Annotated in this window: 26 protein-coding genes; 17 read left to right on the top strand and 9 right to left on the bottom strand. The window is 68.2% G+C overall.

The window, feature by feature from the left end; translation table 11 throughout:
• Positions 1-6: 6 nt before the first annotated feature.
• The 4 genes from AAFN89_RS16360 to mutT all read left to right on the top strand — a co-directional run bounded on the left by AAFN89_RS16360 (position 7) and on the right by mutT (position 2,680).
• Complete coding sequence (locus AAFN89_RS16360) at positions 7-369, top strand: hypothetical protein (RefSeq protein ID WP_347540227.1); 363 nt, start codon at positions 7-9, stop codon at positions 367-369.
• A 115-nt stretch (positions 370-484) separates the two neighbouring features.
• On the top strand, positions 485-1,717 hold the full coding sequence (argJ, locus tag AAFN89_RS16355) for a bifunctional glutamate N-acetyltransferase/amino-acid acetyltransferase ArgJ (RefSeq protein ID WP_347540226.1): 1,233 nt from the start codon (positions 485-487) through the stop codon (positions 1,715-1,717).
• Positions 1,698-2,282 carry a GNAT family N-acetyltransferase gene (locus AAFN89_RS16350; protein WP_347540225.1) on the top strand — a complete coding sequence of 195 codons (585 nt, stop codon included), beginning with the start codon at positions 1,698-1,700 and terminating at the stop codon, positions 2,280-2,282. Before argJ ends, AAFN89_RS16350 begins: the two co-directional genes overlap by 20 nt.
• Positions 2,279-2,680, top strand: coding sequence for an 8-oxo-dGTP diphosphatase MutT (mutT, locus tag AAFN89_RS16345; RefSeq protein ID WP_347540224.1), 402 nt, complete (start codon positions 2,279-2,281; stop codon positions 2,678-2,680). Before AAFN89_RS16350 ends, mutT begins: the two co-directional genes overlap by 4 nt.
• Positions 2,681-2,826: 146 nt before the next feature.
• On the opposite strand, the gene AAFN89_RS16340 is transcribed toward mutT, so the two are convergent.
• Complete coding sequence (locus AAFN89_RS16340) at positions 2,827-3,540, bottom strand: RES family NAD+ phosphorylase (protein ID WP_347540223.1); 714 nt, start codon at positions 3,538-3,540, stop codon at positions 2,827-2,829.
• Positions 3,537-3,950 carry an MbcA/ParS/Xre antitoxin family protein gene (locus AAFN89_RS16335; RefSeq protein WP_347540222.1) on the bottom strand — a complete coding sequence of 138 codons (414 nt, stop codon included), beginning with the start codon at positions 3,948-3,950 and terminating at the stop codon, positions 3,537-3,539. The genes AAFN89_RS16340 and AAFN89_RS16335 overlap by 4 nt, the downstream gene beginning before the upstream one ends.
• Positions 3,951-4,088: 138 nt before the next feature.
• Here AAFN89_RS16335 and AAFN89_RS16330 point away from each other — a divergent pair, with 138 nt between their 5' ends.
• Positions 4,089-5,657, top strand: a complete 1,569-nt coding sequence (locus tag AAFN89_RS16330) for an EAL domain-containing protein (RefSeq protein ID WP_347540221.1) — start codon at positions 4,089-4,091, stop codon at positions 5,655-5,657.
• Here the strand turns inward: AAFN89_RS16330 and AAFN89_RS16325 are convergent.
• Entirely contained in the window at positions 5,654-6,619 is a 966-nt protein-coding gene (locus AAFN89_RS16325) for a methyltransferase domain-containing protein (RefSeq protein WP_347540219.1), read from the bottom strand. The genes AAFN89_RS16330 and AAFN89_RS16325 overlap by 4 nt on opposite strands.
• A gap of 101 nt (positions 6,620-6,720) precedes the next feature.
• On the opposite strand from AAFN89_RS16325, the gene AAFN89_RS16320 reads away from it, so the two are divergent.
• The 3 genes from AAFN89_RS16320 to AAFN89_RS16310 are packed head-to-tail and all read left to right on the top strand — an operon-like array spanning position 6,721 to position 8,546.
• Positions 6,721-7,431 carry a ComF family protein gene (locus AAFN89_RS16320; protein ID WP_347540218.1) on the top strand — a complete coding sequence of 237 codons (711 nt, stop codon included), beginning with the start codon at positions 6,721-6,723 and terminating at the stop codon, positions 7,429-7,431.
• A gap of 27 nt (positions 7,432-7,458) precedes the next feature.
• Positions 7,459-7,725, top strand: coding sequence for a glutaredoxin 3 (grxC, locus tag AAFN89_RS16315; RefSeq protein WP_347540216.1), 267 nt, complete (start codon positions 7,459-7,461; stop codon positions 7,723-7,725).
• On the top strand, positions 7,722-8,546 hold the full coding sequence (locus AAFN89_RS16310) for a carbon-nitrogen hydrolase family protein (RefSeq protein WP_347540214.1): 825 nt from the start codon (positions 7,722-7,724) through the stop codon (positions 8,544-8,546). The genes grxC and AAFN89_RS16310 overlap by 4 nt, the downstream gene beginning before the upstream one ends.
• A gap of 134 nt (positions 8,547-8,680) precedes the next feature.
• Here AAFN89_RS16310 and AAFN89_RS16305 read toward each other — a convergent pair whose 3' ends face one another.
• Genes AAFN89_RS16305 through AAFN89_RS16295 form a run of 3 tightly spaced genes read right to left on the bottom strand, consistent with a single transcriptional unit; the run spans position 8,681 to position 10,706 of the window.
• Complete coding sequence (locus AAFN89_RS16305) at positions 8,681-9,112, bottom strand: AtaL-like protein (RefSeq protein WP_347540213.1); 432 nt, start codon at positions 9,110-9,112, stop codon at positions 8,681-8,683.
• 15 nt (positions 9,113-9,127) lie between these two features.
• Entirely contained in the window at positions 9,128-10,129 is a 1,002-nt protein-coding gene (locus AAFN89_RS16300; RefSeq protein ID WP_347540212.1) for a Gfo/Idh/MocA family oxidoreductase, read from the bottom strand.
• A 31-nt stretch (positions 10,130-10,160) separates the two neighbouring features.
• Entirely contained in the window at positions 10,161-10,706 is a 546-nt protein-coding gene (locus AAFN89_RS16295; RefSeq protein WP_347540210.1) for a methyltransferase domain-containing protein, read from the bottom strand.
• Positions 10,707-10,772: 66 nt separating this feature from the next.
• On the opposite strand from AAFN89_RS16295, the gene AAFN89_RS16290 reads away from it, so the two are divergent.
• Complete coding sequence (locus tag AAFN89_RS16290) at positions 10,773-11,216, top strand: DUF1178 family protein (protein ID WP_347540208.1); 444 nt, start codon at positions 10,773-10,775, stop codon at positions 11,214-11,216.
• Positions 11,217-11,219: 3 nt separating this feature from the next.
• Here AAFN89_RS16290 and ubiG read toward each other — a convergent pair whose 3' ends face one another.
• Positions 11,220-11,978, bottom strand: coding sequence for a bifunctional 2-polyprenyl-6-hydroxyphenol methylase/3-demethylubiquinol 3-O-methyltransferase UbiG (ubiG, locus tag AAFN89_RS16285; protein WP_347540321.1), 759 nt, complete (start codon positions 11,976-11,978; stop codon positions 11,220-11,222).
• Between the two features lie 228 nt (positions 11,979-12,206).
• Between ubiG and AAFN89_RS16280 the strand changes: the two genes are divergently transcribed.
• From AAFN89_RS16280 to AAFN89_RS16245, 8 genes are all read left to right on the top strand, one after another.
• Positions 12,207-13,427, top strand: a complete 1,221-nt coding sequence (locus AAFN89_RS16280) for an aspartate kinase (protein WP_347540207.1) — start codon at positions 12,207-12,209, stop codon at positions 13,425-13,427.
• A 25-nt stretch (positions 13,428-13,452) separates the two neighbouring features.
• On the top strand, positions 13,453-15,744 hold the full coding sequence (gene ptsP, locus AAFN89_RS16275) for a phosphoenolpyruvate--protein phosphotransferase (protein ID WP_347540205.1): 2,292 nt from the start codon (positions 13,453-13,455) through the stop codon (positions 15,742-15,744).
• Between the two features lie 484 nt (positions 15,745-16,228).
• Positions 16,229-17,422 (top strand): zinc metallochaperone AztD, encoded by a 1,194-nt coding sequence (gene aztD / locus AAFN89_RS16270; protein WP_347540204.1) that lies wholly within the window; start codon positions 16,229-16,231, stop codon positions 17,420-17,422.
• A gap of 233 nt (positions 17,423-17,655) precedes the next feature.
• The gene (locus tag AAFN89_RS16265; RefSeq protein ID WP_347540203.1) at positions 17,656-18,891 is read left to right on the top strand and encodes a RodZ domain-containing protein; all 1,236 of its coding nucleotides are present in this window, start codon (positions 17,656-17,658) and stop codon (positions 18,889-18,891) included.
• Positions 18,892-19,041: 150 nt separating this feature from the next.
• Positions 19,042-20,169 carry a flavodoxin-dependent (E)-4-hydroxy-3-methylbut-2-enyl-diphosphate synthase gene (gene ispG / locus AAFN89_RS16260; protein ID WP_347540202.1) on the top strand — a complete coding sequence of 376 codons (1,128 nt, stop codon included), beginning with the start codon at positions 19,042-19,044 and terminating at the stop codon, positions 20,167-20,169.
• Between the two features lie 98 nt (positions 20,170-20,267).
• Entirely contained in the window at positions 20,268-21,335 is a 1,068-nt protein-coding gene (gene prfA / locus AAFN89_RS16255; protein ID WP_347540201.1) for a peptide chain release factor 1, read from the top strand.
• Between the two features lie 11 nt (positions 21,336-21,346).
• A complete protein-coding gene (gene prmC, locus AAFN89_RS16250; RefSeq protein ID WP_347540200.1) occupies positions 21,347-22,210 on the top strand; it encodes a peptide chain release factor N(5)-glutamine methyltransferase in 864 nt (287 codons plus the stop codon).
• A 183-nt stretch (positions 22,211-22,393) separates the two neighbouring features.
• Positions 22,394-23,242: a DUF4167 domain-containing protein gene (locus tag AAFN89_RS16245; RefSeq protein ID WP_347540199.1), complete on the top strand. Its 849-nt coding sequence runs from the start codon at positions 22,394-22,396 to the stop codon at positions 23,240-23,242.
• 123 nt (positions 23,243-23,365) lie between these two features.
• Here AAFN89_RS16245 and AAFN89_RS16240 read toward each other — a convergent pair whose 3' ends face one another.
• Positions 23,366-24,391 (bottom strand): MltA domain-containing protein, encoded by a 1,026-nt coding sequence (locus AAFN89_RS16240; RefSeq protein WP_347540198.1) that lies wholly within the window; start codon positions 24,389-24,391, stop codon positions 23,366-23,368.
• A 10-nt stretch (positions 24,392-24,401) separates the two neighbouring features.
• Positions 24,402-25,166: an MOSC domain-containing protein gene (locus tag AAFN89_RS16235; RefSeq protein WP_347540197.1), complete on the bottom strand. Its 765-nt coding sequence runs from the start codon at positions 25,164-25,166 to the stop codon at positions 24,402-24,404.
• Positions 25,167-25,338: the final 172 nt, after the last annotated feature.

Raw genomic sequence — 25,338 nt, 5'->3', positions numbered from 1 at the left:
AACCAGATGGCTCGAACCCAGATTCTCCGCCTCATCGGGTCCGCCGCCAAAATCATCGTCTGCGTCGTTCTCGCCGTGGTCGCGTTTTACCCGCCCACTGCCGGCTACTACATCGCGGCCTGCGCCCATGATGGCGGCGCGGATTGGGCGATGCTTGGCCTGATGGCGATGCCGTTGGTTCAGCCGCTCCTGCTCGCCATGCCGATCGCCCTCCTCGCCATCCTGATCCACGCGGCCTTTCGGGAGACCTTCAAACCGTTTCTTTGGGCGGTCGCGATCTGCGTGGCGACATCCCTCGTCGCCGGGGTCGCGATCTATGCCATCGCCGAGGCGTCGGACGCTTATGAGCGATGCACTTTCGGCTTCTGAGGCATCCTGCGGTTCCTTGAGCCATCGTCGACGCCGATCCACGATCATCTTGCCCCGGACAGGGCCTTCGGCTTAAAGCGGACGGACCGTTCGCGTTTTCGGAGCTTCCCTTTCGATGGCCCTTGCCCGCTCGCCCCTCGCCCCCGACCGTTTTCCCGACCTGCCGCCGATCGACGGTGTGCGCGTCGCCGGCAAGGCCGTGGGGCTCAAGAAGAACGGGACGAAGGACCTGTTCGTGGCGCTGCTCGACCCGGGCGCGACGATCGCGGGCGTGCTCACCCGCTCCCGCTGCGCATCGGCCCCGGTCGAATGGTGCCGGCAGGCGCTCAAACGCGGATCGGCGCGGCTGATCGTCGCCAATTCCGGCAACTCCAACGCCTTCACCGGCAATGCCGGCGACCGGACGGTGGAGGAGACGGTGGCGGCCGCCACCCGGTTCGCCGGTTGCGCCCCGCATGAGGTATTCATCGCATCGACGGGCGTCATAGGCGAGCCGCTGGGGCCGGACGCGATCGGCGCCCGGCTGCCGGCGGTGGCGGAGGCGGCCGCGCCCGGCGACTGGCTCGACGCGGCCGACGCGATCTGCACCACCGACACTTTCCCCAAGGGCGCAACCCGGACGGCGACCATCGACGGCGTGACGGTCACGCTCTGTGGCATCGCCAAGGGGTCGGGCATGATCGCGCCGGACATGGCGACGATGCTGGCCTTCGCCTTCACCGACGCCGCCATCGCCGCCCCCGCCCTTCAGGAACTGCTGACGGCGGCGGCGGATCGGTCCTTCAACGCGATCACGGTCGACGGCGACACCTCGACCAGCGACACGCTGCTGCTGGCCGCCACCGGGAAGGCCGGGCACGCGCCGGCCGACCGGGCCGACGATCCCAGGCTGGAGGATTTCAGGCGCGCGCTGGATGAATTGATGATCGACCTTGCCCACCAGGTGGTGAAGGACGGGGAGGGCGCGCACAAGTTCGTCACCATCGCCGTCACCGGCGCGGAATCGGACCGCTCGGCCAGGATCGTCGGTCTCGCCATCGCCAACTCGCCCCTCGTCAAGACCGCCATCGCGGGGGAGGACGCCAATTGGGGCCGTATCGTCATGGCGGTCGGCAAGGCCGGGGAGAAGGCGGACCGCGACAGGCTGTCGATCGGCATCGGCGGGGTCGAGATCACCAGCCTGGGCCAGCGCGTGCCGGACTATGACGAAGCGCCGGTCGCCGCCCACATGAAGGGCGCGGAAATCGACATCGCGGTCGATCTCGGCGTCGGCGAAGGCGCGGCGACGGTCTGGACCTGCGACCTCACCCACGGATATATCTCGATCAATGCCGATTACCGCAGTTGATCGCGTCTCAGCGCTGCGCCAGCGGCTGGAGACCGGCAGGCTCGTGCTGCGCCGGCATGTCCGCACCGACGCCCGGCCGATCGCGGAGCTTCTGAACGATTGGGAGGTCGCGCGCTGGCTGGCCCAGGTGCCGTTCCCCTATACGGAGCGCGACGCGGTGGAATGGATCCACCAGACCGGCCGCGACTGGCGGGACCGCCGCGACTATCAGTTCGTCGTGACGGAGCGGGAGGGCGAGCGGATGGTCGGGCATATGGGCGTCCGCGCCGACCCGCGCGAGGCGGCGGGTGAAATCGGCTACTGGTTCGGCCGGGATCATTGGGGCAAGGGCTATGGGGCGGAGGCCGCGCGCGCGATGGTCTCCTTCGCCTTCGAGGATCTGGGGCTCGACCGGCTGTGGGCGACCTATTTGCCGGAGAATGTCCGGTCGCTCAACGTCCTCAGCAAGGCGGGGCTGATGCCCGACGGCTTCCGCGAAACGAATTTCGCGGCGCTGAACCGGACCGTCCGCTGCCCCAGGATGGCGCTGGAGCGAAACGACTATCTGGCGGCGGCCGCGCAATGAAGCCGATCATTCTGGTCGCCGCCGTGGCGCTGATCGATTCCGACGGGCGGGTGTTGCTGGCCGACCGGCCGGAGGGCAAGGAGATGGCCGGCCTCTGGGAATTCCCCGGCGGCAAGGTCGATCCAGGCGAGACGCCTGAGTCCGCGCTCATCCGCGAATTGCGGGAGGAGTTGGGGATCGACACGCAGGAAAGCTGCCTCGCGCCCTTCACCTTCGCCTCCCACGCCTATGAGAAATTCCACCTGCTGATGCCGCTCTATCTCTGCCGCAAATGGGAAGGCGCGCCCCACCCGCATGAAGGCCAGCGCCTGGCCTGGGTGCGCCCCACGAAGCTCCGCGACTACCCCATGCCCCCGGCCGACAAGCCGCTGGTCGCGATGCTGCTGGATTTTCTGTGAAAAGCCCTCTCCCCTCGTGGGAGAGGGTTGGGTGAGGGGGTAGTTTCGTCCCGCCGGCGTGATGGTCGGGAGGATTTTCCCCCCTCACCCTCCCATCCGCTACGCGGACGGGCCCCTCCCTCTCCCACGAGGGGCGAGGGTGAAATTCAAACGATCCCGTAAACCTGCCCCGTCCCCGCATCGCGGTAGAAATCCACACGCTCCCCGTCCCAGTGATAGTCGAGATGCCGTCCCTGCACGGGATCGGCGGCGAGGTCGGGATGGAACAGGCCGACGCATTCGCCGCCCTCCCGCCGGACGCTCGGATAGACCAGCCCGTCCGATCCGGCGGTTCGCAGCGCGGCGCCCAGCCGCTGGGCCGGGGCGTAGTCGTCGGGGTCCAGCACCTGCGCGTGGGCGGGGTCGCCGCCGCGGATATCGTGCAGACGCGCCGTCACCGACACCGCGATCTCCCGGAACTGGGATGTCCATCCCGCCGGCTCGTTCGTGCGGGCCATGAACCGGCTGTGATGGCGGATGGTCTCGAACAGGGCGGTCTCGAACCCGTCTCCGGCATAGAGCACGCCATAGCTCCCGTCGGTGAACCGGCTCGGCCGGTCGGGGCTGGCATGGGTGAAGGACGCCATCAGGAAACTGGCTCCCGGCCCGGCGACGCGACGCGCCTCCGGCACCATGTCGAGGTTCCCGATCGTTTCCATCAGCCGAGGGTTCGTCTTCTGCTCAGCCGACAGGATCAGCGGCCAGTCGGCCGGGTCGGCAATGTCCTCGAACAGGTCGATGGGCGGGAAGGCGCTGCGGATGATCCGGACCGCCTCCGGCCAGTCAATTTCGGAGGACGGGACGGAGGCGGGATCGATCACCAGCCGCCCCGCTCGGCGTCCAGATAGCGGCGAACCCGCATCAGGTCCGTCAGTTCGCCGCCCAGCATCACCTCCAGCGCCGACCGGCCGCCGAACGCCGTGTTGGGGGCCTTGATCCAGCCATAGCCGCGCTGGCGCTCACGGAAGATGATGCGCAGCGCCTTGTGGATGCCCATCAGGTTCGACAGCCGGGCCTTCCCGTCCCTGCCCATCCGTCCGATGGCGCCCGCCTTCCAGCGGCGATAGGTCCTGACCGGCAGGTCCAGCAGCGCCGCCGCCTGCTCGTCGGTCACCCCCCATAGCCGGAACAGGTTGGCGCCCGCCCGAAACATCGCCGCCGCTTCCTCTTCGGTGACCGGCGAGGGGACGAAATCGCGCTGGGACGTGTCGATCGGCAGCAGGACGGCCATGACGATTCTCCTTTGGCAAAGATATAAGAAATTACTGCCAATTGGCAATATCGGATGCCGCGTCATGCCTGCTTCGCAACCGATGCTATTTTAGGTAGTATTTCGCCGCATGATCGGATGCTCATTAAGGGGGGATGCTTGAGCAGGCGCACGGCCATCGTGATCGCGCTGGTGACAGGGCTGGCGGCGATCGCGCTTCCGATCATGGTCGCCCTTCATCTGGCGCGGGAAGGGAGCGTCGAGGAGGAAATGGCCCGCGTCGCACTGCTGGCCGGCGAAGTGCTCCAGCGCAGCGACCGGATCAGCGACCAGATGGGCACGGCGTTCATAAGACTCCGCGCCACCGAGGCGGCCACTCCCTGCTCTGCGGAAAACATCGCGCTGATGCGTCAGATCGACATGATTTCGAGCCTTCTTCAGGCCGTCGGATATGTCGACGCCGATCGGCTCGTCTGCTCGTCCCTGGGACGCCATGGCGAGCGGTTCCCGATCGGGCCGCCGGACCATGTCGATGCGACGGGGATCGCCATGCGCGCCTCCGTCGAACTGTCGATCACCCCCGGCGTCGCATTCACGATCGCCGCCGACGCGGCAAGCGGATACGCCGCCATCGTGCATCGCGACGCGCCGCTGGACGTTCCCCTGCGGCGACCGGACGTGTCGCTCGGGGTCGTGACGGCGAGCACAGGCGAACCCATTCTAGGACGAGGCGAGTTCAGGCCGGAATGGATCGAGGCGCTGGGGGACGCGCATGACACCGTCTTCTTCGACGGTCGGCATGTGGTCGCGGTCGCCCGGTCACGGTTCTACGATCACGCGGCCTATGTGGCGGCGCCGGCGGCGTACCTGACTGAAAGCGCACGCGCGCTGGCTATGGTTCTGGCGCCCGTCGGGGGAATCGCCGGGCTGCTTCTCGCTTTCGCGGTCTTCGCCCTGGCGCGGCAGCAGCTTTCCCTTCCGGCGATGCTGCGGAGCGGCCTGCGAAGGAATGAGTTCTTCGTCCACTACCAGCCGATCGTCGAACTGGAAACCGCCCGCTGGGTGGGGGCGGAGGCGCTGGTCCGGTGGCGGCGGGACGGCGAGACGGTGCGGCCCGACCTGTTCATCCCGGAGGCCGAGGAAGCCGGGCTGATCCGGCGCGTGACGCAACGGGTGATGGAACTGGTCGCCGGCGAAGCGGCGGGCCTCCTGCGCCGGAACCCGCATTTCCATATCGGCATCAACCTGTCCTCCGAAGACCTCCAGGCACCGGACATGGTCGACAATCTGCGCGATACCCTCCGTGACGCGGGCATCGCGCCGGCCAGCCTTCTGCTGGAGGCGACGGAGCGCGGGTTCCTCAAGGCGGACTCCTCCAGGCAGATCGTCCGCGATCTGCGGGCGCTCGGCGTCAGCGTGGCGATCGACGATTTCGGCACCGGCTATTCCAGCCTCTCCTACCTGACGACGTTCGAACTCGACTATCTGAAGATCGACAAGTCTTTCGTCGACACGATCGGGCAGGAGGCGGCGACCAGCCAGGTCATCGTGCACATCATCGCGATGGCCAGGGCCCTTGGCCTCGCGATGATCGCCGAAGGGGTGGAAACCGAAGCCCAGGCACGATTCCTGAAGGAGAATGGCGTGCAGTACGCGCAAGGCTGGTTCTACGCCAGACCGATGCCTTTCGCGGAGCTGACCCGGCTGCTGGAGGAAAGCGAGGGCTAGAGGGGCCTGTCCGGAAGCCGCCGTTCCTCGGCGCCCAGCGCATCGGCCAGGCGGGATTCGGCGCTGCCGGGGCGCAGCGGCTTCTGCTGGCTTTCATGGGGCGCCCAGCCGGTCAGCGTGATGATCTGGAAGGTCGCCGGAATGCGGCCGTCGGGGCGGCCGAACATCTCATGATAATGCCGGGCGACGGCGGGCCAGAAGGCTCGGCCCGGCGGGCGTGGATCGCGGTTCAGGTTCGCCTGGGTCTCGCCCATGCCGCGCAGATCGGCGATCAGCCGGAAGGCGTTCTCGTAGGTGACGGTCACAATGTCGCTGTCGACCACGGGCAGGGCGAAGCCGGCGCGCTGAAGCAGCCCGCCCGCGTCCCGAACCTCCGTGAAGGGGGATATGCGCGGGCTGACGCCGCCCGCGACCTCCATCTCCGCCTCCATCATTGCGCGGCGCAACTCGTGGAGCGTGTCGCCGCCCAGCAGGGTCGCCAGCAGCAGCCCGTCCGGTTTCAGGACTCGGGCCCCCTGGATCAGCGCGCCCGGCAGGTCGTTCGTCCAGTGCAGCGACAGATTGCTGACCACCAGGTCGAAGGCCCCCGGCGCGAAGGGCAGCGCCTCCTCGTCGGCCGCCACCCCGTTCTCCGCCAGCCGCGCCATGGCCGGCGACAGGTCGCAGGAGATTGAGCGCTCTATGCCCTTCCGCCCGACCAGCCGCCGCGACAGCGCGCCGTCCCGGCCGCCGATCTCCAGCACGTCGCGGAAATCCCGCCGCACATCGTCCAGCCGGTCCAGGATCTGGTCGCCCACATGACCGGTCAGGAAGCCGAACTCCCCGATCGCCGCGGCCGCGCGGTCGCGATGGCGGCGGACGGCTCGCCGGTCGAACACGGTCATGCTGTCGGAAACAAGGGACATTGCGTCGATATGGTCCTTCGGCGGGGGCGCGCAATATTGCCGATCGGCCGCGCCCATGCCAGCCTTCGGCCGCCATGACCGAAACCGCCACCCCAGAAGCCACCCCCGCCCCCACCCCAACCGCCCGCCTCCCGGCTATCTTCCGGCTCGCCGGACGGATGGCGCTCGACGCCGTGCTGCCGCCCCGCTGCCTCGGCTGCGGAGAGACGGTGGAGGCCACGGGCGGCCTCTGCGTTACCTGCTGGTCCGGCCTCACCTTCATCGATCATCCGCGCTGCGCCTGCTGCGGCGCGCCCTTCGATTACGATGTCGGGGGCGAGGCGCTGTGCGGGGCCTGCATCCGGGCGCGGCCGGCCTTCGACATGGCTCGCGCCGCCCTGGCCTATGACGATGCCAGCCGGGGGCTGGTGCTGGGATTCAAGCATGGCGACCAGCTTCACGCGGCCGCCGCCTTCGCCGGCTGGATGGCGCGGGCCGGGGCGGACGCCATCGCCCGGGCTGACATGATCGCGCCTGTGCCGCTGCACCGCTGGCGGCTGTGGCGGCGGCGCTACAACCAGTCGGCCCTGCTGGCGCTCGCCATCGGCAGGCTGGCGGGGAAGCCGGTGGAGCCGGCGCTGCTGGCGCGGCGTCGCGCCACCCCCACCCAGGCGGGGCGCAGCCGGTCGGGCCGGGCGCGGAACGTGCGCGGGGCGTTCGCCGTGCGGCCGGATTTCGCCGATTCCGTCAAGGGCCGTTCCGTCCTGCTGGTCGACGATGTGCTGACGACCGGCGCGACGGTGGAGGAATGCGCCCTCGTGCTGAAGCGCGCCGGCGCGGCGGAGGTCGGCGTGCTTGCTCTTGCCCGGGTGCAGCGTCCGGTGCTGTGATGGGGCTTCCCATCCGGGAGAGGACATATGCCTTCCGTCACAATCTATTCGACCAGCCTCTGCGGCTATTGCGCCATGGCCAAGCGACTCCTGACCGACAAGGGCGTGGCGTTCCAGGAGATCGATGTCGGCCGCGATCCCTCGCGCCGGCAGGAGATGCGGGACCGCGCCGGCGGACGCAACACCGTGCCGCAGATCTTCATCGGCGATATCCATGTCGGCGGCTGCGACGATCTCTATGCGCTGCATGATGCCGGGGGGCTCGATCCGCTGCTGAAGGGAACGCAATCATGAGCGCCGTCAGGGTCGCCTGCGTCCAGGTCAATGCCGGGCCGGAGATCGAACCGAACCTCACGGCCGCCGGCGATCTGGTCCGGCGGGCGCGGGATTCAGGCGCGGAGCTGATCGCCCTGCCGGAGAACGTCTCGATGATCGTCCAGGGCCGCGCCAAGGTGCTGGAGCGCGCGCGGCCGCAGGACGACCATCCGGCCGTGCCCTTCTTCGCCGATCTGGCGCGGGAGACGGGGGCGATGATCCTCGCCGGCTCCTTAGCCGTCTCGCTGGGGGAAGGGCGGGTCGCCAACCGCAGCTTCCTTTTCGACGCGGAAGGGCGGATCGTCGCGACATACGACAAGATCCACATGTTCGATGTCGATCTGCCGGGCGGCGAGAGCTACCGCGAAAGCGCGACCTTCCGCCCCGGCGACCAGGCGGTGCTGGTGGAGACGCCGTGGGGCGGGCTCGGCATGACCATCTGCTACGATGTCCGCTTCGCCTATCTCTATCGCGCGCTGGCGCAGGCGGGCGCTTCGATCATCACCGTGCCGGCCGCCTTCACCGTGCCGACCGGACAGGCCCATTGGCACGTCCTGCTGCGCGCTCGGGCGATCGAGACCGGCTGCTTCGTCATCGCCCCGGCCCAGACCGGAACCCATGACCAGGGAAGGCGGACCTACGGCCATTCCCTGATCGTCGCCCCCTGGGGCGAAATCCTGGCCGACGCCGGGGAAGATGTCGGCTTCATCCCCGCCGACCTCGACCTCGACGCCGTGGCGGAGGCGAGGAAACGTGTTCCGGCGCTAAGGCATGATCGGGAGTATGGTGGGCTGGAGTAACCAAAAGACCCCTCACCCTCCCGCTTCGCGGGCCCCTCCCTCTCCCCTGAGGGGCGAGGGTGAAAAGTAAGCCCTCTCCCCGCCGGGGAGAGGGTTGGGTGAGGGGCGTTTTCTTCAGCCGGCGCGATCGCCAGTCACCCCTTCTTCGCCCGCTGTTCCGCCAGCGCCTTGGTGTAGAGCGCCGCCGCGCGGACGGTGCGTTCGGCCAGGGTCGGGTCGTCGGGAACGTCGGCGTCCAGCGGCTCCCAATCCATGGAGAAGATCAGCATCGCCGTCGTCGCCGGATAGTCGACCTCCACCCGATGAACCGTCGTGCCCTCGTAGAGCGGGTCGTCGACCAGGGTGAAGGTGATTTCCCAGCCCGATTCGTCGATCCTGATCCATTCCCTGACGGCCGTGCCGTTGACGGTCATCTCCCGCAGGACGGCATTGTCCGACCGGTCCAGGATGGCGATGGATTCCACCCCTTCCATGAACCGCTCGGGCTCCTCCACCCGGTCGACCAGCAGTTCCCACACCAGTTCCGGCGCTGCGTCCACGGCCACGCGATGCGTCGCTTGCGTCAAGTTTCCTGCCCCTCCCTAGGGCTTTTCCCATACGCCCGACTCGGCGGACCGGAAGAGCGCATCCAGCACGCGCATGTTCAGGATGGAATCCTCCAGCGGCACCGGCTGGGGCGTGTCCTCCAGGATGGCGCGGCTGAAGGCGTCGCCGGCGACCGTATACTGGTCGACGGTAGACAGCTCGATCGTCTCGACCTCCTCGCCGAAGACCGAGCCCACGCGGTCGACCGTCACTCGGCAGGGGCGGTCGGGCGGCGCGTTGAACGGGATTTCCACCTCCACCATTCCGCTGGTCCCGACGAACCGCATCCGCTGGTGGGGCAGGGCCTGGGTGGAATAGACGAAGCTGGCCTGCACACCGGGGAAATCCATCAGCGCGCTGCCCAGCCGGTCGATCCCGGTCGAAGGATCGCGGTCGATCATCGCGGTGACGCGCGTCGGCTCCGCCCCGGTCACGAAGCGGGCGGTGGTCACCGGATAGCAGCCGATGTCCAGCATCCCGCCGCCGCCGATATCGGCCATGTTGCGGATGTTCGCCGGATCGTCGTTGAAATAGCTGAAGAAGCCCTGGATCGCCCGCAATTCGCCCACCGCGCCCCCGGCGACCAGGTCGCGGACCTTCAGCCATTGCGGGTGCGTCCGGACCATGAAGGCTTCCTGGATCCTGACGCCGGTCCGGTCGCGCACGGCGATCAGCGTCTCGGCCTCCTCCGCCGTCATCGCGATCGGCTTCTCGCACAGCACATGCTTACCGGCCTCCGCCGCCTTCACCGTCCAGGGGACGTGCAGATGGTTGGGCAGCGGGTTGTAGATCGCGTCGATATCCGGATCGGCCAGCAACTCCTCGTAGCTGCCATAGGCCCTGACGACGCCCAGCCGGTCGGCCGCCTTCCGCGCCGTCGCGATGTCGCGCGAGGCGATGGCGTCGATCCGGCAATGCTTGCCCTTCTGCATCGCCGGGATGACCTTCGCCAGCCCGATATTCGCGGTGCTGAGGATGCCCCAGGAGAGTGTCGCCATCGTTTCCGCTCCGTCCTTCCAGAAATCGCCGTCAGCCGGCCGGCAGCGGCCGGGGATCGGCGGCGTCGATTGCCGCCAATCGCTGCACCACCGCCGCCTTGGGGGAGGATACCTCCCCCTGCTCGAACGCCAGAACCTGAAGCTTTCCGGCCACGGCGTCCAGAAGCTCCCCGCTTTTCAGCAGGTATGCGGGGCTCGAAGGCCGGCCGAACCGTTCGTTCCCTTCCGCGAAGGTCTCGTAAAGCAGCAGCCCGCCCGGCTCCACGGCGTCGATCAGCGCCGGCAGCAGCGGGCGGTGGAGGTAGTTGGTCACGATGATTGCGGAAAACCGGCGCAACCCGAAGGGCCAGGGCCCGCCTTCCAGGTCCGCCAGCACGATCTCGATGCCTTCCCGGCCCTCCAGATCGGCAAGGCCGCGCACGTCGATGTCGACCCCCACGACCGGATGGCCGAGCCCGGCGAAATGCCGCAGATGGCGGCCATTGCCGCACGCCAAATCCAGCACCGGACCGTCCCGCCGGACGAGCGGCGCGAACCGGACAACCCAGGGTGAGGGAATGTGAAGCGGCGTTTTCATTGCCGTTACCGTTTCTTCATCATATTTCTACAGCGTAGCGACAGCGCCGGAACCGCCGGCGCTCCCATGGAAACAACGCAAGCGATGATACTCTTCAACCTGCGGTGCCCGGACGGCCATCGTTTCGAAGCCTGGTTCAAGGATGGCGCCGCCTATGACGCCCAGGCGGCGGGCGGCGCCATCTCCTGCCCGGTCTGCGGCGACACGCAGATCGCCAAGGCCCCCATGGCGCCGCGCATCGTCAAGGGCGGGTCCTCCTCGGCACGGGAGCGGAAGGTGGCCGCGCTGATGGCCCAGGCGAACCGTCAGATGACGGAGGTGCGCCGGACCATCGAGGAGAAGTTCGACTATGTCGGCGACCGGTTCGCCGAGGAGGCGCGCCGCATCCATTACGGCGAGGCCGATCATCGCGACATCTATGGCGAGGCGACGGACAGCCAGGCCCGCGAGTTGGAGGATGAGGGCGTCGGCTTCGCCCGCATCCCCTGGCCGGCGCGCACGGATTCCTGAACTTTAGCCCCTCCGCCCGAACAGGATGTAGTTCACCTCCAGGTTCCGGGGGGCGAGCCGCCACTCCCCGCGCAGCGGGTCCAGGACCATGCCGCTGACATCGTCGGCCGCGATGCCGTGGCGGCGCAGGCCCGCCGCCAGTTCCGAAGGCCGGACGAACTGCCGCCAGCGATGAGTCCCGCGCGGCACCCAGCGCAGCAGGTATTCCGCCCCGACGATCGCCAGCGCGAAGCTGCGCGGCGTCCGGTTCAGCGTCGACATCACGATGCAGCCGCCCGGCTTCATCAGCCGGGACAGCGCTTCCAGGAAAGCGTCGGGATCGGCGACATGCTCGACGATCTCCAGCGCCAGCACGACGTCGAACCGCTTCCCCTCCGCCGCCAGCGCCTCGGCGGTCTGGACGCGGTAGTCGATCGAAAGCCCGCCTTCCTCGGCATGCTTCCTGGCGGCGGCGACGCCTTCGCCGCCCGCGTCGATGCCCACCGCCTCTGCGCCCAGCCGGGCCATCGGTTCGGTCAGCAACCCGCCGCCGCATCCCACGTCGACGATGTCCAGCCCGGCCAACGGCGACGGCGCCATGGGATCGCGGCCGAAATGGCCGCAGACCCGATCCCTGATATAGCCCAGCCGCACCGGGTTCATGCGGTGCAGCGGCTTGAACGGTCCGTTCGGATCCCACCATGTCGACGCCACGGAATCGAAGCGCGCGACATCGTCCGGATCCAGGGTCGCTGAGGAGGGGGAGGGGGCGCTCTCGGCCATGGCGATCATCGTTTCTCCGGGGTCGGATATGCAGGGGCGTCGGCAGGGGCATCGGGTTGCCTCGAACGACCCGACAGAGTATGGATAGCCGCGCCGGTCCGGGCAATGAAACGTGGGCTTCCAAGCCCCGGTTCGGCCCGGGCTTTCGCCATCCGGGCCGCCTTCCGGCCGGTCTCCGGTTTCCGCCCAGCCAGACCACCGGTTTCCGAGGAGCCGTTCGAAGACCAGATGGCACGCATCGTCATGAAATTCGGCGGCACGTCGGTTGCCGACGTGGACCGTATCAAGAATGTCGCCCGCCGCGTCAAGGCCGAGGTCGATCGCGGCAACCAGGTCGCGGTCGTCGTCTCCGCCATGGCCGGGGTGACCAACCAGCTCGTCGATTATTGCCGGCAGGTGAGCCCGCTCCACGACGCCCGCGAATACGACGCCATCGTCGCATCGGGGGAGCAGGTGACCTCGGGGCTGACCGCCATGGCGGTGCAGGAGCTGGGGGTCACCGCGCGGTCGTGGCTCGGCTGGCAGATCAGGGTCAGGACCGACGACGTCCACGGCAAGGCACGTATCCAGGGAATCGAGACGGCCGAACTGGACCGCCGCCTTTCGGCCGGGGAGGTGGCGGTGGTCGCCGGCTTCCAGGGCGTCTCCCCCACCGGGCGGATCACGACGCTGGGCCGCGGCGGGTCCGATACCTCCGCCGTCGCGCTGGCCGCGGCGCTGGAGGCCGACCGCTGCGACATCTACACCGATGTCGACGGCGTCTATACCTGCGACCCGCGAATCGTGCGCGGCGCGCGCAAACTTCATAAGATCACCTACGAGGAAATGCTGGAGATGGCGTCCCAGGGCGCCAAGGTGCTTCAGACCCGTTCGGTCGAGATGGCGATGAAGCACCGGGTGCGCGTCCAGGTGCGCTCCAGTTTCGAGGATACGCCAGGGACCCTGGTGGTGGATGAGGACGAGATCGTGGAACAGGAAGTCGTCAGCGGAATCGCCTATAGCCGGGACGAGGCGAAGATCACCCTCATGAAGGTCCCCGACCGTCCGGGCGTGGCCGCCTCCATCTTCGGGCCGCTGGCGGAGAACGCCATCAATGTCGACATGATCGTCCAGAACGTGTCGGAGGACGGAAGATCGACTGACCTCACCTTCACCGTCGGCAACACCGATATCGACCGCACCGTGCAGGTCCTGTCCTCGGTGAAGGAGGCGCTGGGCTATGAGAGGCTGGTTCCCGATCCGGACGTGGTGAAGATCTCCGTCATCGGCGTCGGCATGCGAAGCCACGCCGGCGTCGCCCAGCGCATGTTCAAGGCGCTGGCGGAGAACGGGATCAACATCCAGGTCATTTCGACGTCGGAGATCAAGATCAGCGTGCTGGTGGCGGAGAAGTACCTGGAGCTCGCCGTCCGCGCCCTGCACACCGCCTACGGGCTGGACGCCGCCTGATGGGCCGGCGCGCCGGCCGCTTCGGATGATCCGCACGCCGGGACAGTCCGTTCCGGGCGTCAGCCCGTCCCGTCGCCTGCTGGCGCGCCTGCGCGACGTCATGGCCGGGTCGGGCACCGCCCAGTCGCGGCTGGACAAGATTGTCACCCTGATCGCGGCGGAGATGGTGGCGGAGGTCTGCTCCTGCTACGTCATGCGCCCCGGCGAGGTGCTGGAGCTGTTCGCGACCGTCGGCCTCAATCCCGAAGCCGTCCACCGCACCCGGCTCCGGGTCGGGGAGGGCCTGGTCGGCGACATCGCGGCCAGCGCCCGGCCGCTCGCCATCGCCAACGCGCCCAGCCATCCCAGCTTCGCCTACCGGCCGGAGACGGGGGAGGATCCCTACCAGTCGCTGGTCGGCGTGCCCATCCTGCGCGGCGGCAAGGTGCGGGGCGTGCTGGTCATTCAGAATGCCCGCCGCCGCAACTATAGCGAGGAGGAGGTCGAGACCCTCCAAACCATCGCGATGGTGGTGGCGGAGCTGGTCGCCGGCCGGGAACGGGAGCGCCAGGCGGCCGGCGCGCCGCCGACGGAGGCGACGGCCAGCGATCTGCCGTCGCGCCTCGACGGCATGACGCTCAATCCCGGCCTGGCACAGGGGCTGGCCGTCCTGCACCAGCAGCAGCTCACGATCAGGGAGATGGTCGCCGACGACCCGGCGGTGGAGCTGTCGCGCTTCCGCGCGGCGGTCGACACCATGCACGCCTCGCTGGATCAGCTTCTGGCGACGACGGCGGCGGCGGGGATCGAGGAGAGCAAGGACATATTGGAGGCCTACCGCATGTTCGCGGAGGATCGCGGCTGGCTCGGCCGCATCCATGAGGCGATCAATGCCGGCCTGACGGCGGAGGCGGCGGTCCAGCGCGTCCGCAACGACACCCGCGCCCGCATGGCGCACATGACCGATCCCTATATCCGCGAAAGGCTGCTGGATTTCGACGATCTGGCGAACCGGCTGCTGCTGCATCTGTCGGGCAGAACCTCGGCCGCCGCGTCGGGCACGCTGCCGGACGATGTGGTGCTGGTAGCCCGCACCATCGGCCCGGCGGAGCTTCTGGATTACGACCAGAAGCGCCTCCGCGCGCTGGTGCTGGAGGACGGCTCCACGACCAGCCACGTCGCCATCGTCGCCCGGGCGATGAACATCCCCGTGGTCGGCAAGGCCGCCGAGGCGATGACGCTGATCGAGCATCTGGACCCGGTGGTGGTCGATGGCGACAACGGCCAGGTCTTCGTCCGCCCGGCGGAGGACGTGCAGGAGGCGTTCCAGCAGAACGTGCTGCTGCGCGAACAGCGACAGCAGGAATATGCGGAGGTCGCGCCCCTTCCGGCCGATAGTCTGGACGGCGCCCGGGTCTCGCTCAACGTCAATGCCGGCCTGCTGATCGACATGCCGCATCTCGACGCCACGGGCGCCGACGGCGTCGGGCTCTACCGCACCGAAATCCAGTTCATGGTGCGATCGGAATTCCCCGACGTCGCGGTCCAGACCGACCTCTACGCGAAGATCCTGGACGCCGCCGGCGACAAGCCGGTCGTCTTCCGGACCCTCGATATCGGCGGCGACAAGTCGCTGCCCTATTTCGAGGCGCAGGAGCAGGAGAATCCGGCGCTGGGCTGGCGCGCCATCCGCATCGGACTCGACCGGCCGGCGATGCTGCGGACCCAGCTCCGCGCGCTGATCCGGGCGGCGGCGGGACGGCCGGTCCATGTCATGTTCCCGATGGTCGCCACCGTCGCCGAATTCGACGCCGCCCGCCGCCTGATGGATATGGAGCTGACGCGCGCCGCCCGGGAAAACGTCGCCACGCCGTCCACCGTCCGGGTCGGGCTGATGCTGGAGGTGCCGTCGCTCCTGTGGCAGTTGCCGGCGCTGCTGCCCAAGGTCGATTTCGTCTCGGTCGGCTCCAACGATCTGACGCAATATCTCTACGCCGCCGATCGCGGGAACCCGATGATATCCCGCCGCTACGACCCGCTGTCGCCGGCGTTGCTCACGCTGCTTCGCGAACTGGCGCTGCGCTGCCGGGAGGCGGGCGTTCCGGTCGGCCTCTGCGGGGAGATGGCGGCCAGGCCGCTCGAGGCGATGGCGCTCATCGGCCTCGGCTTCCGCAGCCTGTCGATGAGCCCGGCCGCCGTGGGCCCGGTCAAGATGATGATCCGCAGTCTCGATGTCGGCCGGCTGGAGCGGTTCCTCGACCCCCTCTGCCGCTCCGACGGCCACAGCCTCCGCGCACCCTTGCGCGCCTACGCCCTCGACCGCGGCGTGCGGATCTGACGGGAAGGATTCTCCGCCGCTCCACCATTTTTGTTGGTCATTCCGGACTTGATCCGGAATCCATGGGACCTCACCGCTTCACCGTCGGCGAAGAACCGGGCACGGCTCGTCCATCCTCGACGCCGCATGGATGCTGGATCAAGTCCAGCATGACATTGTTTTTGTTGGTCATTCCGGACTTGATCCGGAATCCATGGGACCTCACCGCTTCACCGTCGGCGAAGAACCGGGCACGGCTCGTCCATTCTCGACGCCGCATGAATGCTGGATCAAGTCCAGCATGATATTGTTTTCGAGCATGACATTGTTTTTGTTGGTCATTCCGGACTTGATCCGGAATCCATTAGCCCATTCCGCCTCACCGGCGGTGAAGAACCGGGCGCCGTCTCGCCCGCCGTCGGCGGTCCATGGATGCCGACAAACCGCTTGCCGTCATCGCCCTTCCGTGGAATAGTTATGTTATAACATAACTAACGGAACGATCATGCGAATCTTCAGAAATCTCCTCCTCTCCGCCGCCCTGGCCGTGGCCGTCGCGCCGGCCCATGCGGAGGAGGGGGAGCACTGGCGGCTCTTCGTCGCCGATCATGGCGAGTCCGTCGTGCGGGCGGTCGATCTCGCTGACGGGGCGGTAGTCGGAACCTTCGAGCTTTCGGCCCCCGCGCGGCTTTACAGGACGGAATCCGAACGGACGGTCTTCGCCGTCCAGCGGGACGCCGACGCGGTGTCGGTCATCGACACCGGCATCCTGTTGGAAGATCACGGCGACCATGCGGATCTGGACGTTTCCGCGCCGCGCCTCCTGGAGGCGACGGTCGAAGGCGACAGGCCTGTCCATTTCGTCGCCCATGACGGCAGGGTCGCGCTGTTCTTCGATGGCGAAGGCGTGGCCCGCATCGTCACGGAGGCGGCCCTGCTGGACGGCGACGCGAACCCGGCGGAGATTTCCGCCGAAGCGCCCCATCACGGCGTCGCCGCGACATTCGGCGATCATATACTCGTCTCCGTCCCCAATCCTGACGATCCGACCGAACTTCCGATCGGAATCCAGGTCCTCACGGGCGAAGGCGATCCGGTCGGCGGGGTCCATGCCTGCCCCGGTCTCCATGGAGAGGCGGCCTCCGGGTCGATGATGGCGTTCGGTTGCGAGGCCGGGCTGCTGATCGTCGAATCCGGCGACGATGCGCCGTCCGTGCGCCTGCTGCCCTATCCGGACGATTTGCCGGAAGGCAAGACCGGAACCCTGCTCGGCGGCGTCGCGCTCCGGTATTTCCTCGGCAATTACGGCCCGGACGCCGTGGTCGTCGTCGACCCGTCGGAGGAGGATGCGTTCTCCCTCGTCCGGCTGCCGGCCCGGCGCGTCGATTTCGCCGTCGATCCGGCCCGGCCGCGTTTCGCCTATGCGCTCACCGAGGATGGCGATCTTCACAAGCTGGACGTGATGGCGGCGGAAATCGTGGCGACGGCCGCAATTACCCGGCCCTACAGCATGGACGGGCACTGGAGCGACCCCCGCCCGCGCATCGCCGTGGCGGGGGATGAGATCGTGCTGTCCGACCCGCTTGCCGGCGTGTTGCGCATCATTGATCCCGAAACGCTGCAGGAAACCCGCCGGATTGATATCGACGGCATGCCGTACAACCTCGTGGCGGTCGGGGGCTCCGGCCTCCATCACTGATCCGCCGCTGCCCGCCCCTTCCGCTTCGCGCGGAAGGGGCCTTCCGATGCCTTCGCCGTCGGACCCTCCCAAGGCGGTTTGGAATCTGCCTTTGCCCCGACACCCGATTTTGTCTACAACGTTGCGCGATAATCATTTTGGTGTGCAACGGCGCTCCGTTTACCGAAAAGCGACAATTCAGGTCCATACCCTGTGATCGGGATGTAGGGTTTTATCAAGTCACGGCGTGAAACATGGCCAGAACCACCAGAACATTGTCGGTTGTTTCGGATGACGGCGAGGCCGAAGGCTTGGACCAGAGCTACGACGAACGCGCCTACGACCTGACGGTCGGCGGCATCCTGCGCGATGCGCGCGAACGGGCGGGATACTCCCTCCGCGAAGTGGCAACCCTCCTGCGCATACGGCACGCCTACCTCCAGGCGATGGAGGAAGGGCGGTTCAAGGATCTGCCGGGTTCCGTCTACGCCGTCGGCTTCCTGAAGACCTATGGCGAACTGCTGGACCTGGATGTCGACGAACTGGTGCGCCGGTTCAAGAGTGAGATCGACGGCGCCCCCCAGCATGCGGAGCTGAATTTCCCCGCCCCGGTGCCCGAAGGCCGGATGCCGGGCGGCGCGCTGGTCCTGATCGCGCTGCTGCTGGGCGGCCTCGTCTATGGCGGCTGGTACTATCTGGCCTCCAACGACCGCACGGTGGCGGAGATCGTGGCCCCGCTGCCGGAACGGTTCGCCGCGCTGATCGGCGGCGCGTCCGATCCGGTCGTCGCCCCGCCGCCGGAGGCCGTGACGCCGGTGACCCCCGTGCCCCCCGCAACCGAAACTCCCGCCGCGCCGCCGGCTCCGGTCGCGGAGACGCCTCTTCCGGCGTTGGAGGATGCTCCGGCCGACACGCCCGTCCCGACGCTCACTGCCGATAACGACGCACCGGCGCTGCCGGCCGCGCCTTCCGTCGCCGACACGCCGCCGGCGGTTCCGGCCGGGACGGTCGAGGATGCCCCGGCGACGGCGCTGAACCAGCCGCTGGACCAACCGGCGACGCCGGTCCCTTCGACCGCCGATCTCCCGCCCGCGCCCGAAGCGCCCGCCGCCGCCCCGGCCGCCGAAACGCCGGCTGCCGCCGCCACGAGCACGGTCGCGTCCGCGCCGCCGCCGCTGCCGCCGGCTGAGGAGCCCGTGGCGGCCCCGGCCCCGGCGCTGGACGATGGCATCGTCATCACAGCGACGGCGCAGAGCTGGGTGCAGATCCGCGACGCGGAAGGCAATCTCGTGATGACCCGCGTGCTGGAGCCGGGGGAGGTCTATTCCGTTCCCCAGACGGACGGCCTCCGGATGGTCACCGGCAATGCCGGCGGCCTGCGCATCATGGTGGATGGCGAGGAAGCGCCGGCGCTGGGCGGCCCGGGCGACGTGGTCCGGGACGTGGCGCTGGACGGCGCGCAGCTTCTGGCGGGCGCCGCCGCCGACTGAACGCCGCCGACTGATGGCCGCGCCGGTTTAACGCATTGCCCTAGCGGGCCATCGGCCCCACATTTGTTGGCGCTTCGGTGCGTCCGCGTTTCCCGACTCCGCGTTGAGGAGGGAACCACCACGACCGGCTCACAACGACCTGCTGCGAAGATGACCGTTATCCGCCCCTATCGACAGATCGACCGCCGGAAGAGCCGGCGGATCATGGTCGGGTCCGTCCCCGTCGGCGGCGATTCGCCGATCACCGTCCAGTCGATGACCAACACGCTGACGAAGGACGCCCAGGCCACCATCGCGCAGATCCGGGCGCTGGAGGTGGCGGGCGCGGACATCGTGCGCGTCTCCTGCCCCGACGAGGAATCCAGCGCGGCGCTGAAGGAGATCGTGCCGGAGGTGACGGTCCCGCTCGTCGCCGACATCCATTTCCACTACAAGCGCGGGATCGAGGCGGCGAAGAACGGAGCCGCCTGCCTGCGCATCAATCCCGGCAATATCGGCAGCAAGGACCGGGTGCGGGAGGTAGTGAAGGCCGCTCGCGACAACAATTGCTCCATGCGCATCGGCGTCAATGCCGGCTCCCTGGAGCGGGAATTGCTGGAACGGTATGGCGAACCCTGCCCGGAGGCGATGGTGGAAAGCGCGCTCAACCATGCGCGGCTGCTGGAGGACGAGGATTTCCTCGACTTCAAGATCTCCGTCAAGGCGTCCGACGTGTTCCTGGCCGTGGCTGCCTACCAGCAGCTTGCGGAGGCCTGCGACTATCCGCTCCATCTCGGCGTGACGGAGGCGGGCGGGCTCCGCTCCGGTACGGTGAAAAGCTCCGTCGGCATGGGGATGCTGCTGTGGTCGGGCATCGGCGACACCATCCGCGTGTCGCTGTCGGCCGATCCGGTGGAGGAGGTGAAGGTCGGCTTCGACATGCTGAAGTCGCTGGGCCTGCGCCATCGCGGCGTCAACGTCGTCTCCTGCCCTTCCTGCGCGCGCCAGCAGTTCGACGTGATCGAGACGGTGAAGGTGCTGGAGGAGCGGCTGGCCCACATCACCACGCCGCTCACCGTCTCCGTCATCGGCTGCGTGGTCAACGGTCCGGGGGAGGCGACGATGACCGATATCGGCTTCACCGGCGGCGGCAAGGGCGTCCATCAGGTCTATGTGGGCGGGCTGCCCCATCACCGGCTGAAGGATCAGGGCATCGTTGACCATCTGGTCTCGATGGTCGAGGAGAAGGCCCGCGAGATCGAGGCGGCGAAGGATGTCGCCGACCAGGCGGCCGAATAGGCGCGCGGCGCTTCGATCCTCCCGAATGATGACAAAAGACGACAAATGATGACGGATTTTTCCACGGGCCGGACCGGCCTCCCGGAAGGCTGCCGACCGTGAGCATAGAGGACAGTTTCAACAAGGTGCTGGCGCGGGTGGCCGAACTGCGGGATACGCTCGCTTCCCCGGCGCTCGACGCTGTCCGCATGGCCGGCCTGTCGAAGGAATATTCCGATCTGGAGCCGGTGGCGGCGGAGATCGCGTCGCTCAGGGCCGCCCGGACGGAGCTGGCGGACCTCGACCAGATGCGCGCCGACGGCGATCCGGAGATGCGCCGCATGGCGGAGGAGGAATATTACGCGCTGAAGGAGCGCCTGCCGGCGATGGAACGCCGGGTCCAGGTGCTGCTGCTGCCCAGGGACGAGGCGGACGAGAAGAACGCCATCCTGGAGATCCGCGCCGGCACGGGCGGGGACGAAGCCGCCCTGTTCGCCGGCGACCTGTTCGAGATGTACCGGAAATACGCGGCCCTCCAGGGCTGGCGGTTCGAGGTGATGGATCTGAGCGAGACCGGCATCGGCGGCATGAAGGAAGCGATCGCCAACATCACCGGGCGCAACGTCTTCGCCCGGCTGAAGTTCGAAAGCGGCGTCCACCGCGTCCAGCGGGTGCCGGCGACCGAAGCATCGGGCCGCATCCACACCTCCGCCGCCACCGTCGCCGTGCTGCCGGATGTGGAGGAGGTCGACGTGACGATCGACGACAAGGACCTCCGCATCGACGTCTACCGCGCGTCGGGCGCCGGCGGGCAGCACGTCAACAAGACGGAAAGCGCGGTGCGCATCACCCATTTGCCCAGCGGCATCGTTGTCGCCCAGCAGGATGAGAAGTCGCAACACAAGAACAAGGCAAAGGCGATGAAGATCCTGCGCGCCCGGATCTATGAGGCGGAGCGCGCGGTCCAGGACGCGGAGCGGGCGGCCGACCGCAAGAGCCAGGTCGGCTCCGGCGACCGGTCCGAACGTATCCGGACGTACAATTTCCCGCAGGGGAGAGTCACCGACCACCGCATCAACCTGACGCTCTACAAGATCGACAAGGTGATGCTGGGCGAGGCGCTGGACGAGATCATCGACGCGCTGACCGCGGAGGACGAGGCCGCGCGCCTCGCCGCGCTCAACTGACGGGCAGGACCGTGGCGGCGCTCATCGCCGCCATCGCCGGCGATCTCGCCCGCGCCGGAATCCCCGACGCCAGGATCGACGCGCGCCTCCTGGTCGGGCACGCGCTGGGCCTCGACCGGGCCGGCCTTCTTTCCTCCGCCAACCGCATCGTGGGGCCGGCGGAGCTTGAGCGGATCGAAAGGTTGGCCGCGCGGCGGCTCCGGCGCGAACCGGTGAGCCGTATCCTCGGATCGCGGGAATTCTGGAGCCTGGATTTCCTCCTTTCCCCCGCGACGCTCGACCCCCGACCGGACAGCGAGACGATCGTGGAGGCGGCGCTGGCGCTGTCGCCGGACCGGGATGCACCCCTGCGGGTCCTCGATCTCGGCGTCGGCACGGGATGCCTGCTCCTCGCCATCCTGTCGGAACGACCCAACGCCTTCGGCATCGGCCTCGACCGCAGCGCGGAGGCCGCCGCGACGGCGCGGGCGAACGCGGCGCGGCTGGGGCTCGCCGGCCGCGCGGCGATGGCGGTCGGCGACTGGGGAACGCCCCTGGAGGGGACATTCGACCTGATCGTCTCCAACCCGCCCTATATCTCGGCGGGCGATCTGGGCGGGCTGGAGCCGGAGGTGACCCTCCATGACCCGCCGCTGGCGCTCTCCGGCGGGCGGGACGGGCTGGACGCCTATCGCGCCATCGCCGCGCAGGCGCCCCGCCTGCTGGGGCCAGGCGGCTGGATCGTACTGGAGGCGGGGAAGGGCCAGGCGGGCGACGTATCGGCGCTGCTGGCTGACGCCGGACTGGCCGACATCGGCGTCCGAAACGACCTCTCTTCCGTCCCGAGGGCGGTTTTCGGGCAGAAAACGTTTGGAATCGGTTCGGAGGGACGCTAGGTTCTTTCTATCGAAAGAGCGGCGGCATGTCTGTCACGTCTCTTTCCGCGGCTTCCTACATCGACGGCCACCTGTGATCGTCCGCGACGGACGAAAGTGTCACAAGCGGGCTCGTTCGATGGGATGCGCTACTGACCGACCCATGGGGCGTCGGCAGACACTCTAAGGCGAAGCACAGGCTTGATGAGACAGGGACCGAACACCAGACGTTCGCGCGGCCGAGGCAACAATAACCAGGGCGGCCGCCGGTCTAACCTTCCGAACCGGAACCAGACTTTCGACAGCAACGGGCCGGACGTCCGCATCCGCGGCAACGCCCATCAGGTGTTCGAGAAGTACCAGGCGCTTGCCCGCGACGCGACGGCGTCCGGCGATCGCGTGATGATGGAGAACTATCTCCAGCACGCCGAGCACTATCAGCGCATCATCAATTCGGTGAATGAAGCGTTCAACCAGCAGCAACAGCAGCAGTTGGACCAGCGCGACAATTCCGACAATCGCGACGACGACAGAGGCGGCAACGGCCATCGCAGGCCGGATAATCGCGATCAGGACAACCGTAGTCAGGATAATCGCGGCCAGGACAACCGCGACAATCGCGGCCGCGACGACGACCGGGACGACAATCGCGACCGGGACGACCGGCGCGACCAGAACGATCAGCGCGATTTCGGCGGGCGTCGCGACGGCGGCCATCGGGATCGCCCGAACCGCGACCAGCCCCGTGGCGGTCGGGATGGTGGTCGGGAGGGCGGCCGCGATCAGGATACCCGTGAGGAGGACCTGTTCGAGGATCCCCGCCAGGCCGACGCGCGGGATGCCGACAGCCATAATGGGCAAATCAACGGGCGCGATGAAGACCAGCCCGAGCCGCCGGCCCGGCCCGTCCGTCGCCGCGCGCCTCGCGCCGCCGCGGAAGCCCCGGTCGAGGCCGGCGGTGCGGAAGCCTCCCCGGAGGAAGCCGAAAAGCCCCGCCGCCGCCCCGGCCGCCCCCGCAAGAACCCGGCCCCCGACGCCACCGACGCGGGCTGACCAACCAACAAGCACCCCTCACCCAACCCTCTCCCCAACGGGGAGAGGGCTACCAATTTCACCCCTCGCCCCTCAGGGGAGAGGGAGGGACCCGATCGCGTAGCGATTGGGAGGGTGAGGGGCTTATTGGTTCTTCGGCCTCAGCACCCAATACCGCCCCTCCGACCGCATTGCCCCGGCTATCGCGCCGGCCTCTTTCCCATAGCCCCAGAAGACATCGCCCCTGACCGCGCCCTGGATTGCGCTGCCGGTGTCCTGCGCGACCATCAGCCGGCTGAGCGACCCCATGCCGTTCGCCGCCGGCACGGAGTCCAGCTCCACCCATAGCGGCGTGCCCAGCGGGATGTGGTCCGGGTCGACGGCGAGCGACCGGCCGGGCGTCAGCGGGACGCCCAGCGCGCCGGTCGCGCCGGTGTCGGGATGGGCTTCGAAGAAGATGTAGGACTGGTTCAGGTTCATGAGGTCCTGCGCGTGTGCCGGGTTGGCTTCCATCCAGTCGCGGATGAACGCCATCGACATCGTCTCCGGCGTCGCCTCCCCCCAATCGATCAGCGCGCGGCCGACGGCGAAATAGGGGTGGCCGTTGCGCCCGGCGAAGCCCACGCCGACCGTCGACCCATCCGCCATCTCCACCCGGCCCGATCCCTGGATGTGCAGGAAGAACCGGTCGACGGGATTGTCCAGCCACAATATCTCCAGCCCACGCCCCTCCAGCGCACCGTCCTCGATCTCCGCCCGCGTCGGCAGCGCGCCGGACCCTCCCGGCGGGGCATAGAGCGGGTAGCGGTACGTCGCCGTCGGCTGCCACGATCCGCGCAGGCCGGGGACGTAGTAACCGGTGAACAGCCCGTCCCGGCCGCCATCCGCCGCCGTCACCGGCACGGCGACCAGCCAGCGGTCCAGGAAGGCGCGGACGGCCTCGTCGTCCTCGGGAAGGTCGGCCAGCGCGGCGCAGACCGGCCGCCACGCCGCGCCCTGCCGCTCCGCCATTATCCCGCAACTGTTCCGCAGCGCGGGCAGCGCCTCGGCGATATGGCGGTCGGCGGCGTAGTCGGGATGGATTGTCCGGATCATCTCCGCCGGCCTTTCCCCGCCCGCGCAGGCGGCCACCGTCAGCAGGGCGAACAGAGTGGGGGCCAGGCGCATCATCGGGGGATCGTCAGGCCGGAACCGCCACGATCGGATCGGCGACGCTGATCCTGCCGCCCTCGATCACCTCCGCATAGATCCCGCAATCGGCATGGCCGTAGCCGGTCAGCAGCGATTTCGGGATATTCAGGTCGCGCGCGCCGCTGTCGGGGTCGACATTCGTCGCGGCGCACCGGCCGATGCGCTCCCGCACGACCAGCCGCGCATCGCCGATCGACAGCTCCTGACCGACCAGATCGAATTCCCCCCAGGCCGGCAGCCTCTCGACCAGCAGATTGCCGCGGAAGCGGCGCGGGTCTATCGGCCGGCGCACCACCCGTTCGAGGTCCTTGAGCGAGGCGAGGTTGATGAGCGAGACGAAATTCTCCCGCGTGTCGGAGAACATGATGCCCGGCGCCTCGACCAGCTTCGGCGCGCCCAGCGCCTCCCGCCCCATATAGGCGGCGAAGAACTGGTTGATGAGGTCGCGGCCGATCTGGGTTTCCAGATTGCCGCGCGCCACCGGCTTGCCGTCCCGCTCGACAGTCAGCATCGTCGATTCCGGATCGAAGCGCGTCGTCAGCGCCGCCAGCCGCTCATTCTGCATCAGCATCAGGAATTGCCGCTTGGGCTGCCATTCCGGCTGGGAAGGGTCGAACCGGCTGGCCCCGTGGGCAATCGCGAACCGTCGGTCGTTCGGCAGCCCCTCGCCCGGCGTCAGGACCGTGGAGTCGAGCGGCTGGGTGCTCAGCCCCTTGACCGGATAATAATGGATGGCGGCGATCTGCGCGTTCATCCAAGCCTTATGGGGTGACGCGCCGGACGCTGTCAATCGAACCCCTTCCTCCCCGTGCTCTTGAGCCCGGTTTGTCCGGGGGCCATATAGGAAGCGGCATCCTCCCGGATCGCACATCTCGTGGATCAAGGCTGCGCCGTGCCTATTCTAAAGGGCGGTGACGCCGGTAAGC

The organism is Inquilinus sp. CAU 1745 (assembly GCF_039839375.1).
In the GTDB taxonomy this organism is placed as follows: domain Bacteria; phylum Pseudomonadota; class Alphaproteobacteria; order DSM-16000; family Inquilinaceae; genus JBDOQU01.
Note: the sequence above shows the minus strand (reverse complement) of the source record. Positions and strands in the feature narration are given on the sequence as shown.

Bases quoted from the DNA above. Each gene is read 5' to 3' on its own strand.
- AAFN89_RS16280 (WP_347540207.1), top strand. From the start codon at position 12,207: ATGGCACGCATCGTCATGAAATTCGGCGGCACGTCGGTTGCCGACGTG.
- AAFN89_RS16320 (WP_347540218.1), top strand. From the start codon at position 6,721: ATGGCGCTCGACGCCGTGCTGCCGCCCCGCTGCCTCGGCTGCGGAGAG.
- AAFN89_RS16335 (WP_347540222.1), bottom strand. From the start codon at position 3,950: ATGGCCGTCCTGCTGCCGATCGACACGTCCCAGCGCGATTTCGTCCCC.
- aztD (WP_347540204.1), top strand. From the start codon at position 16,229: ATGCGAATCTTCAGAAATCTCCTCCTCTCCGCCGCCCTGGCCGTGGCC.
- mutT (WP_347540224.1), top strand. From the start codon at position 2,279: ATGAAGCCGATCATTCTGGTCGCCGCCGTGGCGCTGATCGATTCCGAC.
- AAFN89_RS16265 (WP_347540203.1), top strand. From the start codon at position 17,656: ATGGCCAGAACCACCAGAACATTGTCGGTTGTTTCGGATGACGGCGAG.
- AAFN89_RS16290 (WP_347540208.1), top strand. From the start codon at position 10,773: ATGGAAACAACGCAAGCGATGATACTCTTCAACCTGCGGTGCCCGGAC.
- ptsP (WP_347540205.1), top strand. From the start codon at position 13,453: ATGATCCGCACGCCGGGACAGTCCGTTCCGGGCGTCAGCCCGTCCCGT.
- AAFN89_RS16235 (WP_347540197.1), bottom strand. From the start codon at position 25,166: ATGAACGCGCAGATCGCCGCCATCCATTATTATCCGGTCAAGGGGCTG.
- AAFN89_RS16350 (WP_347540225.1), top strand. From the start codon at position 1,698: ATGCCGATTACCGCAGTTGATCGCGTCTCAGCGCTGCGCCAGCGGCTG.
- ubiG (WP_347540321.1), bottom strand. From the start codon at position 11,978: ATGGCCGAGAGCGCCCCCTCCCCCTCCTCAGCGACCCTGGATCCGGAC.
- AAFN89_RS16295 (WP_347540210.1), bottom strand. From the start codon at position 10,706: ATGAAAACGCCGCTTCACATTCCCTCACCCTGGGTTGTCCGGTTCGCG.
- AAFN89_RS16300 (WP_347540212.1), bottom strand. From the start codon at position 10,129: ATGGCGACACTCTCCTGGGGCATCCTCAGCACCGCGAATATCGGGCTG.
- AAFN89_RS16245 (WP_347540199.1), top strand. From the start codon at position 22,394: ATGAGACAGGGACCGAACACCAGACGTTCGCGCGGCCGAGGCAACAAT.
- AAFN89_RS16240 (WP_347540198.1), bottom strand. From the start codon at position 24,391: ATGATGCGCCTGGCCCCCACTCTGTTCGCCCTGCTGACGGTGGCCGCC.
- AAFN89_RS16310 (WP_347540214.1), top strand. From the start codon at position 7,722: ATGAGCGCCGTCAGGGTCGCCTGCGTCCAGGTCAATGCCGGGCCGGAG.
- AAFN89_RS16360 (WP_347540227.1), top strand. From the start codon at position 7: ATGGCTCGAACCCAGATTCTCCGCCTCATCGGGTCCGCCGCCAAAATC.
- AAFN89_RS16325 (WP_347540219.1), bottom strand. From the start codon at position 6,619: ATGGGCGCGGCCGATCGGCAATATTGCGCGCCCCCGCCGAAGGACCAT.
- argJ (WP_347540226.1), top strand. From the start codon at position 485: ATGGCCCTTGCCCGCTCGCCCCTCGCCCCCGACCGTTTTCCCGACCTG.
- grxC (WP_347540216.1), top strand. From the start codon at position 7,459: ATGCCTTCCGTCACAATCTATTCGACCAGCCTCTGCGGCTATTGCGCC.
- ispG (WP_347540202.1), top strand. From the start codon at position 19,042: ATGACCGTTATCCGCCCCTATCGACAGATCGACCGCCGGAAGAGCCGG.